This is a genomic window from Saccharopolyspora phatthalungensis (genome assembly GCF_014203395.1).
GTDB classification, from domain to species: domain Bacteria; phylum Actinomycetota; class Actinomycetes; order Mycobacteriales; family Pseudonocardiaceae; genus Saccharopolyspora; species Saccharopolyspora phatthalungensis.
Genome location: NZ_JACHIW010000001.1, coordinates 1,780,041 through 1,793,631 on the forward strand (window position 1 = coordinate 1,780,041; position 13,591 = coordinate 1,793,631).

General features: G+C 69.1%; 13 protein-coding genes. 5 read left to right on the top strand and 8 right to left on the bottom strand.

The window, feature by feature from the left end; all coding sequences use genetic code 11:
- The first annotated feature begins 49 nt into the window (after nucleotides 1-49).
- Nucleotides 50-673 carry a nitroreductase family protein gene (locus BJ970_RS07895; protein WP_184725486.1) on the top strand — a complete coding sequence of 208 codons (624 nt, stop codon included), beginning with the start codon at nucleotides 50-52 and terminating at the stop codon, nucleotides 671-673.
- Nucleotides 674-688: 15 nt separating this feature from the next.
- Here BJ970_RS07895 and BJ970_RS07900 read toward each other — a convergent pair whose 3' ends face one another.
- From BJ970_RS07900 to BJ970_RS07910, 3 genes are all read right to left on the bottom strand, one after another.
- Complete coding sequence (locus BJ970_RS07900) at nucleotides 689-2,494, bottom strand: FUSC family protein (protein WP_184725488.1); 1,806 nt, start codon at nucleotides 2,492-2,494, stop codon at nucleotides 689-691.
- Nucleotides 2,495-2,825: 331 nt separating this feature from the next.
- The gene (locus BJ970_RS07905) at nucleotides 2,826-3,176 is read right to left on the bottom strand and encodes a hypothetical protein (protein ID WP_184725490.1); all 351 of its coding nucleotides are present in this window, start codon (nucleotides 3,174-3,176) and stop codon (nucleotides 2,826-2,828) included.
- A gap of 28 nt (nucleotides 3,177-3,204) precedes the next feature.
- Complete coding sequence (locus BJ970_RS07910; RefSeq protein ID WP_184725492.1) at nucleotides 3,205-3,486, bottom strand: hypothetical protein; 282 nt, start codon at nucleotides 3,484-3,486, stop codon at nucleotides 3,205-3,207.
- A gap of 262 nt (nucleotides 3,487-3,748) precedes the next feature.
- Here BJ970_RS07910 and leuA point away from each other — a divergent pair, with 262 nt between their 5' ends.
- Nucleotides 3,749-5,542 carry a 2-isopropylmalate synthase gene (leuA, locus tag BJ970_RS07915; RefSeq protein WP_184725494.1) on the top strand — a complete coding sequence of 598 codons (1,794 nt, stop codon included), beginning with the start codon at nucleotides 3,749-3,751 and terminating at the stop codon, nucleotides 5,540-5,542.
- A gap of 107 nt (nucleotides 5,543-5,649) precedes the next feature.
- On the opposite strand, the gene BJ970_RS07920 is transcribed toward leuA, so the two are convergent.
- Nucleotides 5,650-6,339 carry a DedA family protein gene (locus tag BJ970_RS07920; RefSeq protein ID WP_184725496.1) on the bottom strand — a complete coding sequence of 230 codons (690 nt, stop codon included), beginning with the start codon at nucleotides 6,337-6,339 and terminating at the stop codon, nucleotides 5,650-5,652.
- Nucleotides 6,340-6,602: 263 nt separating this feature from the next.
- On the opposite strand from BJ970_RS07920, the gene BJ970_RS07925 reads away from it, so the two are divergent.
- The 3 genes from BJ970_RS07925 (at nucleotide 6,603) to BJ970_RS07935 (ending at nucleotide 10,038) form a co-directional block, all read left to right on the top strand.
- A complete protein-coding gene (locus BJ970_RS07925; RefSeq protein ID WP_312864156.1) occupies nucleotides 6,603-7,736 on the top strand; it encodes a mandelate racemase/muconate lactonizing enzyme family protein in 1,134 nt (377 codons plus the stop codon).
- Between the two features lie 428 nt (nucleotides 7,737-8,164).
- Entirely contained in the window at nucleotides 8,165-8,377 is a 213-nt protein-coding gene (locus BJ970_RS07930) for a hypothetical protein (RefSeq protein ID WP_246470763.1), read from the top strand.
- A gap of 20 nt (nucleotides 8,378-8,397) precedes the next feature.
- Entirely contained in the window at nucleotides 8,398-10,038 is a 1,641-nt protein-coding gene (locus BJ970_RS07935; RefSeq protein WP_184725501.1) for a hypothetical protein, read from the top strand.
- Between the two features lie 121 nt (nucleotides 10,039-10,159).
- On the opposite strand, the gene BJ970_RS07940 is transcribed toward BJ970_RS07935, so the two are convergent.
- The 4 genes from BJ970_RS07940 to BJ970_RS07955 all read right to left on the bottom strand — a co-directional run bounded on the left by BJ970_RS07940 (nucleotide 10,160) and on the right by BJ970_RS07955 (nucleotide 13,587).
- A complete protein-coding gene (locus BJ970_RS07940; protein WP_184725503.1) occupies nucleotides 10,160-10,342 on the bottom strand; it encodes a hypothetical protein in 183 nt (60 codons plus the stop codon).
- Between the two features lie 82 nt (nucleotides 10,343-10,424).
- Entirely contained in the window at nucleotides 10,425-11,534 is a 1,110-nt protein-coding gene (locus tag BJ970_RS07945) for an ABC transporter ATP-binding protein (protein WP_184725505.1), read from the bottom strand.
- 109 nt (nucleotides 11,535-11,643) lie between these two features.
- Nucleotides 11,644-12,642 carry an ABC transporter ATP-binding protein gene (locus BJ970_RS07950; protein ID WP_184725507.1) on the bottom strand — a complete coding sequence of 333 codons (999 nt, stop codon included), beginning with the start codon at nucleotides 12,640-12,642 and terminating at the stop codon, nucleotides 11,644-11,646.
- Between the two features lie 12 nt (nucleotides 12,643-12,654).
- On the bottom strand, nucleotides 12,655-13,587 hold the full coding sequence (locus BJ970_RS07955; protein WP_184725509.1) for an ABC transporter permease: 933 nt from the start codon (nucleotides 13,585-13,587) through the stop codon (nucleotides 12,655-12,657).
- Between the last annotated feature and the right edge of the window lie 4 nt (nucleotides 13,588-13,591).

The window sequence follows — 13,591 nt, forward strand, 5'->3', positions numbered from 1 at the left end:
TCGGCGCGAGCGGCCGACAGACTCGCCAGTAGCGATCCAGGAGGTGCCCGTGACTGCCGAGGAATACGCGGTGGACGTGCCGGCGAGCAGGCCCGCGGAGACGTCGGTGCCGCTGCATCCGCTGCTGGCCGAGCGGTGGAGCCCACGCGCTTTGGACCCGAACGCGACGCTGTGCGATCGGCAGTTCACCGCGCTGTTCGAGGCGGCCAGGTGGGCGCCTTCCTGGGGCAACACCCAGCCCGCGCGTTACCTCGCCGGACGGCGCGGCGAGGCCACCTTCGACCGGATCCACGGCACGTTGTCGCGGGGCAACAAGGGGTGGACCAGCAACGCCTCAGCGCTGGCGATCGGGGTGGCGCTCGTGATCAACGAGGACGGCGAGCCGATGCCCTACGGCGAGTACGGGCTGGCGTTGGCGACCGAGAACCTGGTGCTGCAGGCCGTCGCGGAGGGCCTGCACGCGCACCAGATGGCCGGGTTCGACCGGGACGCCGCGCGCGCGGAGTTCGGCATCCCGGCCGAGTACGAACCGATCGTCGCGGTCGCGGTCGGCCGCCTCGGCACCCTGGACGGCATGCCGGAACGGCTGCGGGAGAAGGAACTTCGCCCGCGCACCCGCAAACCGCTGTCCGAGATGGTCTTCACCGAAACCTGGGGCGAACCGCTGTTCTGACCGCCCACAAAGCACTCAGGGCCCGGCGACATCGGCGTAGATCCGCTCCAACTCGCCCCGCAGTTCGGATGGCGATACCCGGGTGGTGCGAAGTTGACGGGTCATCGTGCGCATGGCCGACACCAGGCGTTGGGCTTCCTGGAGGTCTTGGGGGCCGTCGAGGACCGCCTTCTCGGTGGCCGCGTCGACCACCCGTTCCAGCACGATGATCGTTGGCCACCACCGTTCGGCCTGCGCCGCTGCCGTGGGGTCCATCAGCTGGTGCTGGAGGGCCGCTCGGAGGTCCGCAAGCTGCCGGTAGGTGCGGCGGCGCAGGGCCGAGCGGCCGTGGCGGACTCCGGCCAGCGACCTGGACACGTACTCCGAGACCGCATCCACCGCGTCGGCGAATCTGCTCGGCAGCGCCGGGCCACGGTTCAGCGGCCGCAGCAAGAAGCCGACGACAAGGACGATCGCGCAGCCGACGATCGTGTCGATGAGCCGGACCGTGGAGAGGAAGTGCTCGCTCTGGCTCATCTGCAACAGGACCAACGCCGTCACAACCGCGCTGAACAGGCCGTAGTGGCGACTGAGCGCGGTGGGCAGTTTGGCGGCTAGCGCGACGACGAACGGCAGCAGCCACCAGCCGGTCGGCACGAGCATGAGCAGCGCCAGCGCGATGAGCACGCCTATGACCGAGCCGAGCGCGCGCAGCACGGTGCGGGCAAAGACCGAGCCGGAGTTCGGTTTGAGCACCAACGCGACGGTCAGGGCGATCCAGTAAGGCTCGTCCAGGCCCGCGACCAGCCCGATTCCTTCCGCGAGCGCCAGGCACAGCACCATCCGGCACACCTGCGCCCAGGTGGATCGGCCGAACGAAAGCTGGAGGCGCTCGTGCTGTTCACCGGAAGGCTGGGGGAGTTCCGCGCGCCGGAACGCGGTGATCAGCTCGGCGATGCCTTGGTCGAGGGCGCGTACCAGTTGCGACTCGTCGGCGCCGGGCTGGTACGGCGGCGGGACATCACCGGTCCGCATGCAACGCGCCAACGTGCGCAGCGCTTCGCGAGCCCGGTCGGGCGGCTGCTTTCCTGCGTGCGCCAAGGAAACCGAGGCTTCGACGATCGGCGTGGCGAACGTGTAGACGAGGTAAAGGCGGTCGCGCACGCGGCTGCGCGCCATCGAACCGTCGCCCACGAGGACATCGTGCGCGTTGTCGAGCGCTTTCGTCAGGTTCTGCCGCGCGGTGATCGGAGATTCGCCGTCGAACATGCGCAGCGTGGCCTCGAAGATCGCCGCGACCGCGCCGCGGGCCGGGGCCGTGCCGTGAAACGGCCAGGTGGCGGCGACCATCGCGAGCAGCAGGAATTCACCCACGAAGAACCACCAGACTTGCGCGCCCAGCGATAACGACACCGACTTCTGCCCGGTCGCCACCACGCAGAACGTCAGCATGTGCGCGCCGCCGGACGACCACAGGTCACCCATCCTGCTGGACAGGACCGACGGCACCGAAACCGCGAGCACCACCGCCGCGGCCCACCACGGGCCCGCCGCGGCAGCCCCGGCCGCGAACCCGAGCGCGCCGAGGATCGCGGCCAGCCCCACCCGGCGCAGGCGGTAGCGGTACGAGCCGGTCAGGTCCGAGAAGCTGGCGCACAGCGCGCCGACCGAGGCGAGCACCGCCTCGTCCATCCGGCCGGTGAGCAGGCCGACGACTTGCGGGGCGCCGACCGCGACGCTGGCCGCGCACGCGCGCGTCCAGTCGGCCGGGATCGGCATCGGGCGCAGCATCCGCAGCAGCCAGGACGGCAGCAAAAGCCTGGGGAGCGCTTCGGTCGTCACACGCACATCCCTTTCGGTGACCGGGGACACGCGCTCCACGCCGAGCGGCATTGGGATCTGGACTCGATTGTCGCGTGGCGACCACCGTCGCACCCCCGAACGCCACCGGCGTCACACCTTGCGTTCGATCACATCCCGATCTCGTGCCCCAACATCGTCGTTCAGAGCTGCGATTCTCAGCACGTTCGAGGAGCGCGCCCTCCCGGGTTGCCGCCACGTATCGGCCACCGGAATGCGTTGGCAGCTAACGGAAAGTCGGGTGAAGACACACCGATTGCGCGAGCCGCAGACGGTTTCCGGCAGCCTGCCCCAACGCATCCAGAGTGGACCTTTAGGCGATGGCGCGGAGGATCTTGGCGGCCATCGACGTGGCGATCAGCCAGAACAGCGCCGCAATGCCGTAGTTGAGCAGTACCGCGAGCTTCGGGTCGTCCGGCGTGAATAAGTCCTGGAAACCCAGCGCCAGCGGATCCGCCCACTTCGCCATGAACCGGGTGATGCCGTTGTCCGGATTGGCGCCGCCGACGGTGAGTACCACGTGGATCGCGAGCAGCGCGGCACACGCCGTCCCACCCCACCGGACCGCGGTGATAAGCACGCCGACCACGCGGGCTCGCACCCGCCGCAGGTCAGCACGGCGCATGCCGCCCTCGTGCGCGCTTGTGCTGACGTCCTCCGTCACGATCTCCAGTGTGGCACGGTCGGTGCGGTCAGCCGAACACGCGAGCCAGCACCCCGCACAACAGCACCCAGAAGGCCGCTGCCAGGCCGTAGTCGAGGAGCACCTGCAACACCTCGCTTTTCGCGTGGACCAGGCCGGGGAAGAACAACACCAGCGGCTCGGCGGCCTGCGCCACCGACTGCGCCAGCCCGTTCTCCGCGGCGAAGCCGGTCAGCACGAACACGATATGCAGCACCAGCAGCACGGCGAGCAGGAAACCCGCGCCGTTGATCAGCGTCGCGACCCCGGACCGTCCAGTTTTCGCCGCCATCCGATCGATCCTTTCCTCGCGCCGGCCACTCACTCTGCCAGCCCGGACCGACCGAGTCAGCAACAGATCACCACGTGTTCCGTCCCACCATCTGGATGGGGTGCTTGCATTTCGGGTTGCCTTTGCGGTTAGCCTTGGCCCGTGGCTCGCGAGCTCCTGCTTCGCCGCCGCGACGGGGTCTCTTAGGCCGGCCCCTCGTCGCGGGGTTCGAACGCGCCGGTCGTCGGTACAAGCCCGATAACCGAGCAGGAGAATCACTCGCATGACCACCAACTCCCCCGATGCCCAGGCCCCGTTCGCCGGCAAGGTGCGCAAGCCGTCCCGGCCCGCGCCCGCCGATCAGCAACCGTGGAACACGCAGCTGGGCAGCGCCATGCCGTACCACCGCTATCGTCCGTTCCACGAACTGGTGGAGGACGTATCGCTGCCCGACCGGACCTGGCCGGACCAGCGGATCACCAGGGCCCCGCTGTGGTGCGCAGTCGACCTGCGCGACGGCAACCAGGCGTTGATCGACCCGATGTCGCCCGCCCGCAAGCGCCGCATGTTCGACCTGCTCGTGCAGATGGGCTTCAAGGAGATCGAGGTTGGCTTCCCGGCCGCCAGCCAGACCGACTTCGACTTCGTCCGGGAGATCATCGAAGATGACGCGATCCCCGATGACGTCCGCATCCAGGTGCTCACCCAGAGCCGCCCGGAGCTGATCGAGCGGACCTTCCAGTCGCTGGAGGGCGCGCCGCGAGCGATCGTGCACATCTACAACTCGACGTCGATCCTGCAGCGCCGCGTGGTGTTCCGGGAGGAGCGCGAGGGCATCAAGAAGATCGCCACGATGGCCGCCGAGATGACCCTGGAGCTGGCCGGCAAGTACTCCGACACGGACTTCCGCTTCCAGTACTCCCCGGAGTCCTACACCGGCACCGAGCTGTCCTACGCCGCCGAGGTGTGCGACGCGGTCACCGAGATCTGGCAGCCCAGCCCGCAGCGGCCGGTGATCTTGAACCTGCCGGCCACCGTCGAGATGGCTACCCCGAACGTCTACGCCGACTCCATCGAGTGGATGCACCGGAACCTGTCCCGGCGCGACTCGGTGATCCTGTCGCTGCACCCGCACAACGACCGCGGCACCGGGATCGCCGCCGCCGAGCTGGGCTACCAGGCCGGCGCGGACCGCATCGAGGGCTGCCTGTTCGGCAACGGCGAGCGCACCGGCAACGTCGACCTGGTCGCGCTGGGCATGAACCTGTTCAGCCAGGGCATCGACCCGCAGATCGACTTCTCCGACATCGACTACGTCAAGCGCACCGTCGAGCACTGCAACCAGCTGCCGGTGCCGGAGCGGCACCCGTGGGGCGGCGAGCTGGTCTACACCGCCTTCTCCGGCAGCCACCAGGACGCCATCAACAAGGGCCTGGACGCGCTGCGCGACGCGGCGAACCGGGCCGGGACGCCGGTGGACGAGTACCCGTGGGAGGTCCCGTACCTGCCGATCGACCCGAAGGACGTCGGCCGCTCCTACGAGGCCGTGATCCGGGTCAACTCGCAGTCCGGCAAGGGCGGCGTCGCCTACGTGATGAAGTCCGAGCACCAGCTGGACCTGCCGCGCAAGCTGCAGATCGAGTTCTCCAAGGTGGTGCAGGCGCACACCGACTCCGAGGGCGGCGAGGTCAGCCCGGCCGAGATGTGGACGGCGTTCTCCGGGGAGTACCTGGAGGCCACGACGCCGCTGAAGCTCGTCCGGCAGCGGGCCGCCGGGGAGAACGGCAACGAGACCATCACCGCGACCGTGGTCGTGGACGGCGAGGAGCAGGAGATTACCGGTGTCGGCAACGGCCCGGTCTCGGCCTTCGTCGACGCGCTGAGCAGCATCGGCTACGACGTGCGCGTCATGGACTACCACGAGCACGCGCTCACCGCTGGTGATGACGCGCGCGCCGCGGCCTACCTGGAGTGCGCGGTGGGCGACGAGATCTTCTGGGGCGCCGGTGTCGACACCTCGACGATCACCGCCATGTTGCGTGCGGTGGTTTCCGCGGTGAACCGCGCCAACCGCTGAGGGCGGACGCGAACGGCCCGTTCACTCGCCTACCGAGACGAACGGGCCGTTGCCGCGCGCCGGTTTCCATTGACATCGCAAGTCACCTCGAAAACCGGTTCCAGGGGTCAGCGCACTGGAGCGTCGGTTTCGGGCTCGGCCGACTCGGATTCGGCTTCCTCCGGCTGATCGGCTCCCTCCGGCTGATCGGCTTCGCCCGCCTCTTCGGCGCGCTCCGCCCGGCGGCGCACCACGTGCACGATCAGCCAGCCGAGGACGACCGTGACGAGCAGTGCCACCCACGAGAACCGGTGGAACCACTGCCCGGCCACCAGGCCGAAGACGTAGGACAGCGTCGTCACCGTGCCCGCCCAGGCGATGCCGCCTGTCGCGTTCGCCAGCAGGAACTTGCGGTATTTCATGCCGAGGATGCCCGCCAGCGGCCCGGCGAGGATGCGCAGCAGCGCCACGAACCGGCCGCCGAACACCGCCCACGCGCCCCAGCGGTCGAACGCCCGCTCGGCCTGCCGCACCGGGCGCGGCCCGAAGTGCTTCGGCATCTTGCGGCCAAGCCAGCCAAGCAGCGTGCGGCCGTAGCGCTTGCCGATCGCGTAGCCGATCGAATCGCCGGCGATCGCGCCGCTTGCGGCGATCGCGCCGAGCAGCACCGGGTTGACCACCCCCTGCGACGCCGCCACCCCGGCGCTGACGAGCATGATCTCACCGGGTAATGGGATGCCCACACTTTCCAACCCAATGATCAATCCGACCACCAGGTAGATCACCCCGGGTGGGATGGTGTCCAGCCACTCGATCATGAACGTCCGTTTCGGTCCGAGAACGCGTCGTGCGGTCGTCGGCTACGACCGGCCACCGGACAGGGTACGGATGTGTCCCGGGGTAGGCCGCGTTGACAACCGGACAACGGGTGCGCATCTGTGGCAAAGCGCAGCGGTTGATGTGACCGTATCCACACAATAGTCGTGACCGTGCACGGTCGTCCTAGCGACCACCGCGGCTCACGATGCCCTGGGGGGAGGGCATTTTGCGCATAATCGGCATCCGTAGCATTCCGGTCGCCGTGCCGTTCCAGAACGACGAACAATGGGCCTACGGCAGTCGCCGCGGCCTGGTCAGCGTGCTGATCGAGATCGACACCGACGAAGGGATCACCGGCCTCGGCGAGGCCCCGGCGTACCCGTCGGCCGACATCGTGCTCGCCGTGCTGCGTTCGATTGAGCGGTTCGCCATCGGCGAGGATCCGTTCCACACCGAGCGCATCGCGAAGCTGATCGACATCGTGAGCACCTGGCACCACGTGAGCACCACCAGTCCCGCGATGGCCGCCATCGACATGGCCTGCTGGGACATCATCGGCAAGGCCTGCGGCCAGCCGCTGGTCAACATCTTCGGCGGCCCGCTGCGCGAGGACGTCGAATACCTGCACTACGTGCCGCAGGGCACGCCCGAGTGGATGCGGGAACAGGCCGCGCGCGGCGCGGCGGCCGGATTCAAGACCTTCTACGTCAAGGTGGGCGCCACGGAACCGGCCACCGACGTCCAGCGCGTCGCCGCAATCCGCGACGGCATCGGCAGCGGGCCGTCACTGCGGGTAGACGCCAACGAATCGTGGTCACCGCCAACGGCGCTGCGGGCGCTGCGCTCGCTGGAGCCCTACGACATCGAGTTCGCCGAGCAACCCGTTCCCCGCCACAACGTGCCGGAGATGGCCCTGTTGCGCGCCCGCTCGGGGGTCCCGCTGCTGGCCGACGAGGCGTCGCGGACGCGATACGACCAGCTGGACGTGATCCGGCAGGGCGCGGCCGACGCGATCTCGGTGGACAACGTGCTCGACGGCAGCCTGCTGAACATGAAGCGCTCGGCCGGGATCTGCGAGGCCGCGGGCATCCCCGTGGTCAAGCAGAGCCTCGGCGAACTCGGTGTGGCGACTTATGCCGCGGCGCACCTGATCGCGGCCACGCCGGGTTTCCGCTGCGCCAACCAGTCCTACGGCCAACTGCTCTCCGATGACGTGGTCGAGGGCGGCCCGCTGCCCTACCGCGACGGGCGGCTGCGGGTGCCGGACGGTCCGGGCATCGGGGTCCTGCTGGACCGCGACCGGCTGGCCCGCTACGCCGAGCTATACCAGGTCGCGGGGCACGAATACGGTTTTGCCGCCCGCGCGGACGGCGCCCCGGAGCCACCCGAGCGGTGACCTACGCCACGATCTGTAGTGCACTGGTCCGATGAACAGCGTCCGGACCGGTGAACACACTCGACCAAAGACGGTACTGCGCGTTCCTCCAGGTCGGCACGATGGTGTTCGTCGCGGGACGCCAGGCGACGCCCCTGGGGAACACAGGGTCAGGGGGAGCGGTCGGATGACGGGGGAACACGTCGGGGCTCCGGCCACTCCCCCTCGATCCTTCTCGTTGGTCGTTCGAGCCGGGGCTCAGGCGGCAAACCCGGGGGCCTTACGGTGCGAGGTGTTCACGCAGGCGGGATCATTCGACGCCGCCGCGCACCGCACGAATCACCGCTGACTGCTCGTCGCGACGCCACCCGTTCGGTTTACCGGACTTGATGCGGGGCGGCGCAGAAGGTTCAGTCAGGCACCTAAAACGCACCAGTGTTGAGGTGGACATGTGGCCGACCGAGGACCCGACCGAGATGCTCCGCTGGCGAATCCCGTGCACGACACCGGGGTTTGCGGGCATCGTTACGGTGCTGGTGGTGGGCGATCGGGTCGCAGTGGTGCTGCCGCCTGGCGAGACGCTCATCTTCACCGCCGACGAAGCCGATGACCTCGCCGCGCTGCTCGACCAGGCCGCGGTCCACGCCTCGCGCGGCGCCTAGGAGGAACCGGAGGCGGCATCGTGGCCCTCATCGACACCGACCTGAGTTTCGATCCCCGCGACCCCTACTTCCCCACCCCCGGTGCCTCCGGGGTGGAATGGGCACTGCAGGTATTCACCACGGACAACGGCTACGGCATCGACGTCGATCGCGCGCACGTGCGCGAGGGCGACCGGGTGCACGTGCACGCCGACCGGTACGCCCGGCTCGGGCAGCAGCGGCCGGTCGAGGCCGGTGAGGTGGACGTCGAGGTAACCCGCAGGGTCGGCGCGCTGGAATGGTCGATAACGGTGCGCCACGACGAGCCCGTGAAGGCGGTGAAGTTGCTGCTCCGGGGCCTGCCGCCGGAGCAGCTCAGGGCCGGTTGGTGGACCCCGAACACCGGGCGCAGCTGGGCGCACGGCGTCAACGGCCAGCGGTTCCAGCTCGAATACCCCGGTCCGGACTGGGCGACGCCGTGGGTGGCCGCCGGCGACGAGCCCAACGGGTTGGTGCTCAGCGTTCGCGATCCGCTGGTGCGGCGCAAGATCCTGCACCTCCACCACCCCGCCTACGCGCCGGGTCCGATCGCCGAGCTGGTGCACGTCCCCTCCGCCTCGGCGCGCTCGACCACCTGCCAGGTGCCGTCGATCCGGCTGCGCCTGGGCGCCACCGAGCACAGCGCCGACGCGGACCTGGACGAGCACCTGTCCTTCGTGGAAGGTGCGCACAACCTGGTGCCGTGGTCGTCCCGCAAAGACGTGCCGGACTGGCTGCGCCAGACCGCACTGGTGGTGACGCTGCACGGCCAGCACTGGACTGGCTACGTGTTCAACACGTTCGCGCAGATGGCGGAGGCGTTGCGGTTCGTCGGGCAGCACATCGAACCGCACCGGGTGCTCGCCTACCTGCCGGGCTGGGAAGGCCGCTATTACCACGCCTATCCGCAGTACCGCCCCGGCGAAGATCTGGGCGGCGCCGAGGGTTTCGCCGCGCTAGCGCATACGGCGCGGCAGCTGGGCGTGCGGCTGATGCCGATGTTCGGCGGGCACGGCGCGAACGTGACGCAGTACCCGACGTGGGAAAAGTCGGTGTTGCGCAACGACACCAACCGCTACGTGGAACTGCTGAACCGGCCGGATTGGGACGGCGACCGGGTGGGCGAAGGCGATCAGGTCTTCCTCAACCCGGGCGAGCCGGAGTTCCGCGCCCACCTGGTGGAGTCGATCTCGGCGATGGCGCGGGACTTCGGCGTCGACGCGGCCTTCCTGGACACCTTGGGCTACTGGTTCAACGACCCGCGGTACGAGGTCATCGACGGTTACCGGCGACTGGCCGACGAACTGCGTCGCCGCCACCCCGGTCTGGTGCTCGCGACGGAGGGCTGGTGGGACGCGCTGTCCGCCATCTTCCCGCTCAGCCAGCACTGGAACGGCGCGGACCGGGACTTGCGCAAGCCCCGCGTGCTCGCGCGCTATGCGCGCACCACCGGCCATCTCGCGGAAGGAACCCCGGGACCGGGCAGCACTGGTGTGCACGAGAAGGGCTTCGTGCGGCGCAGGGACGATGTAGAACGCGAAGCCCACCTTCCGATCGTCGGCATCGTCGACGACACCCTGCCGGCCCACGCGGATGAGGTAGCGGCCATCTGCCGCTGGGCCCAGGACCACGCCCCCAAGTAGCCCGGACTCGCCGAACCCGCCCCGAACTTCCCAGGAACTGGGGAGCTTGCCGGGGCGCACAGGCTTCCGATTTTGCCTAAATTTGGGGAATTTGCCTGAATTCGGGACCCTTGCGGCGTGGTCAGCTGAGGGGGGAATTGCCGCGTTCGAAGTCGGGACTGCAGAGGTGCACGCCGTTGCCTTCGGGGCAGTCGTAGGTCACCAGGACTCCGCCGGACTCCAACACCAGGCGATCGGCGGTCTCCCGCTCCAGGATCGCTCGGTGCTCGCATGCGGAGCATCGCGGCGCGCTGCTGTACCTCACTCACTGCCTCCGTTCCACAGTCACCACCGGTCCCGTTGAACCTATGGGGTCGGGCCCCGGCCGCGGTGGACAACGCGCGATTTCAAGGGAAATCGACGGGTTGATTTCCCTTGAAGTCGCCGGCGGGGTGGGCTTCGTGCGGTTTCAGAAGGCCGTCGCGAATGTCCTCGGCGTAGTGGCACGCCACGCGATGCCCCGGTTTGAGCTCGCGCAGCTCGGGACGCTCCGTGTCGCACCGGGCCGGTTGCCGCCACGGGCATCGGGTGTGAAAACGGCATCCTGACGGCGGAGCGGCCGGCGACGGCAGGTCGCCGGAGAGCAGGATTTGCTCCCGCTCGTCCTCTACGGCCGGATCGGGCACCGGAACCGCCGAGAGCAACGCCTTCGAGTAAGGGTGCAGCGGTTCTTCGTACAGTTCGTCCGATGTGGACTCTTCCACGAGGCCGCCGAGGTACATCACCCCGACCCGGTCCGCGATGTGCCGCACCACCGCCAGGTCGTGCGCGATCACCAGGTAGGTCAACCCGAACTCGGACTGCAGGTCCTCCACCAGGTTCAGCACCTGGGCCTGCACCGATACGTCCAGCGCGGACACCGGTTCGTCGGCCACCACCAGGTCCGGCCCCACCGACAGCGCTCGGGCGATGCCGATGCGCTGCCGCTGCCCGCCGGAGAATTCGTGCGGGTACTTACGCAGCGACGTCGACGGCAGGCCCACGGCCGACAGCAACTCGCGCAGCCGAGTGTCGGTGGCCGCCCGGTCGGTGTCCATCCCGTGCGCTCGCATGCCCTCGACCAGCAGCGACCGCACGGACTGCCGGGGGTCCAAAGAGGACAGCGGGTCCTGGAAGACCATTTGCATCCGGCGGCGCATCCGGCGCAAGGGCTCGCCCTTCATCCCGGCGAGGTCGACCCCGTCGAAGAGCACCTTGCCCGCGGTGGGTTTCTCCAGCCGCAGCACGGCGCGTCCCAGCGTGGACTTGCCGCAACCGGATTCCCCGACCAGGCCGTAGGTTTCGCCGCGCTCGATCCGCAACGACACCCCGTCCACTGCGTACACATAGCCGACCGTGCGGTCCAGCACCATGCCGCGCTTGATCGGGAAGTGCACCGCGATCTGATCGATCTCGACCAGTACGTCACCAGTGGCCGAATTCGCCGCAGCTTCCGTGTTCTCCGGCGTTTCCGTCATGACCGCTCCACGAGGTCGTGCTGGCAAACCGGCCAGCTTGGCCATAGCGCGGGTCGTGAACGGCCGTACCGGTGCGATCCGAATTCTTCACGCACGCGCGAAGGGTCGCTCATGACGCCTCCATCGAAGTCGACATCGTCTCGCGCACTGGGTTGTGGCAGCGCAACAGCCGCGCCCCCGTGTCGATGCTCACGTCCGGGGTCTGCTGTTCGCAGACCTCCAACGCGTTCGGGCAGCGCGGGCAGAACGCGCACCCGGTGTCCCACGGGATGTTGTCGGTGATCGAGCCCTTGATCGGCGACAACCGTTGCCCGCGCGGCGAATCCAGCCGCGGGATCGACGCCAGCAGGCCCGCCGTGTAGGGATGTCGCGGGTGCGCGAACAACTCGTGCCGCAGCGCCCGTTCCACCACCCGGCCCGCGTACAGCACGTTCACCTCGTCGCACAGCCCTGCCACCACGCCCAGGTCGTGCGTGATCATGATCAGCGCGGTCTCGGTCTCGACGACCAGTTCCGCCAGCAGCCGCAGGATCTGCGCCTGGATCGTCACATCCAGCGCGGTGGTCGGCTCGTCGGCGATGAGCAGCCGCGGCTTGCAGGCCAGCGCCATCGCGATCAGCGCGCGCTGCCGCATGCCGCCGGAGAGCTGGTGCGGATACTCCTTCAGCCGCCGCCCCGGGTCCGGGATCCCCACCCGCCGCAGCAGGTCCTCCGCCGCCGGCATGGCGGCCTTGCGCGGCAGGCCGCGGTGCCGCTCGATGACCTCCGACACCTGCAAGCCGATCGGCACCACCGGGTTCAGCGACGTCAGCGGATCCTGGAACACCATGCTCAGGTCGCGGCCGCGGCGCTGGTCGAGGTCCCGCCGGGGCAGCCGGAGCAGATCGGTGCCGTCGAAGGTGACCGAGCCGGACACCTCCGCACCGGTGCTCGGCAGCAGGCCCATGATCGCCAGCGAGGTGACCGACTTGCCGCAGCCGGACTCGCCGACCAGACCGACGGTGCGGCCCGGCTCGACGTCGAAGGAGATGCCGTCCACGGCGGTCACCGGCGGCTCGCCCTTGCGCGCGAAGACCACCGAGAGGTCGCGAACTTCCAGCAGTGCCATGGGTTCCCTCCGTCAGCGCCGACGCTTCGGATCGAGCGCGTCCCGCAGCGATTCGCCGACCAGCGTGAACCCGAGCGCGACCAGGATGATGCAGCCAGCCGGCCAGAACGCCAGCTGCGGGTGCGAGTCGATGATGTTCTGCGCGCCGCCGAGCATCTGCCCCCATTCCGGCACCGAATCGTCGGCCGCGCCCAGCCCCAGGAAGGACAGCGCCGCCGCGTCGATGATCGCCACTGCCAGCACCAGCGTGGCCTGCACGATGACCGGCCCGAGCGCGTTCGGCAGCATGTGCCGGAACACGATCGCGCTCTCCTTCACCCCCAGCGCCCGCGCCGCCAGCACGTGGTCGCTGGCGCGTTGCGCCAGCATCGTGCCGCGCAGCAGCCGTCCGAAGACCGGCACCTGCACGATCGCCACCGCCAGGATCACGGTGAACTGCGTCTGCTGCGCGAACAACGCGCCGATCGACACCGCCAGCAGCAGGGACGGCACGGACAGCATCACGTCGGCGATCCGCATGACCACCGAGTCCACCCAACCGCCGAAGGCGCCGGCCAGGATGCCCAGCACCAGTCCGCCGCCGAGCCCGATCACGGTGGCCAGCACCGCGACCAGCAGCGTCTGCTGAGAGCCCAGCAGCAGCCGGGAGAACAGATCGCGGCCGTACTGGTCGCCGCCGAGCGGAAAACCCGGCTGCGGCGGGGGGATCGTGTTCTCCGCGCGGGAGACCTGCTGTTCCAGCAGGCGTTGCGCGCCATCGTGCGGAGCCAGGACCGGAGCTAGCAGCGCCAGCAGCACGAACGCGGCGATGATCAACGCGCCGACGACGAACACCGGGTTGCGCTTCAATCGCCGCCACGCCGACGCGGCCAGGCTCACCCCGGCGTCCGACGCGGTCCCCGCGAGTTCGTCGATCCGCTCCTTGCGCTGCGTTTTCAGCACCATGACC

Bases quoted from the DNA above. Each gene is read 5' to 3' on its own strand.
- BJ970_RS07910 (WP_184725492.1), bottom strand. From the start codon at position 3,486: ATGGCGGCGAAAACTGGACGGTCCGGGGTCGCGACGCTGATCAACGGC.
- leuA (WP_184725494.1), top strand. From the start codon at position 3,749: ATGACCACCAACTCCCCCGATGCCCAGGCCCCGTTCGCCGGCAAGGTG.
- BJ970_RS07920 (WP_184725496.1), bottom strand. From the start codon at position 6,339: ATGATCGAGTGGCTGGACACCATCCCACCCGGGGTGATCTACCTGGTG.
- BJ970_RS07930 (WP_246470763.1), top strand. From the start codon at position 8,165: ATGTGGCCGACCGAGGACCCGACCGAGATGCTCCGCTGGCGAATCCCG.
- BJ970_RS07945 (WP_184725505.1), bottom strand. From the start codon at position 11,534: ATGACGGAAACGCCGGAGAACACGGAAGCTGCGGCGAATTCGGCCACT.
- BJ970_RS07950 (WP_184725507.1), bottom strand. From the start codon at position 12,642: ATGGCACTGCTGGAAGTTCGCGACCTCTCGGTGGTCTTCGCGCGCAAG.
- BJ970_RS07955 (WP_184725509.1), bottom strand. From the start codon at position 13,587: ATGGTGCTGAAAACGCAGCGCAAGGAGCGGATCGACGAACTCGCGGGG.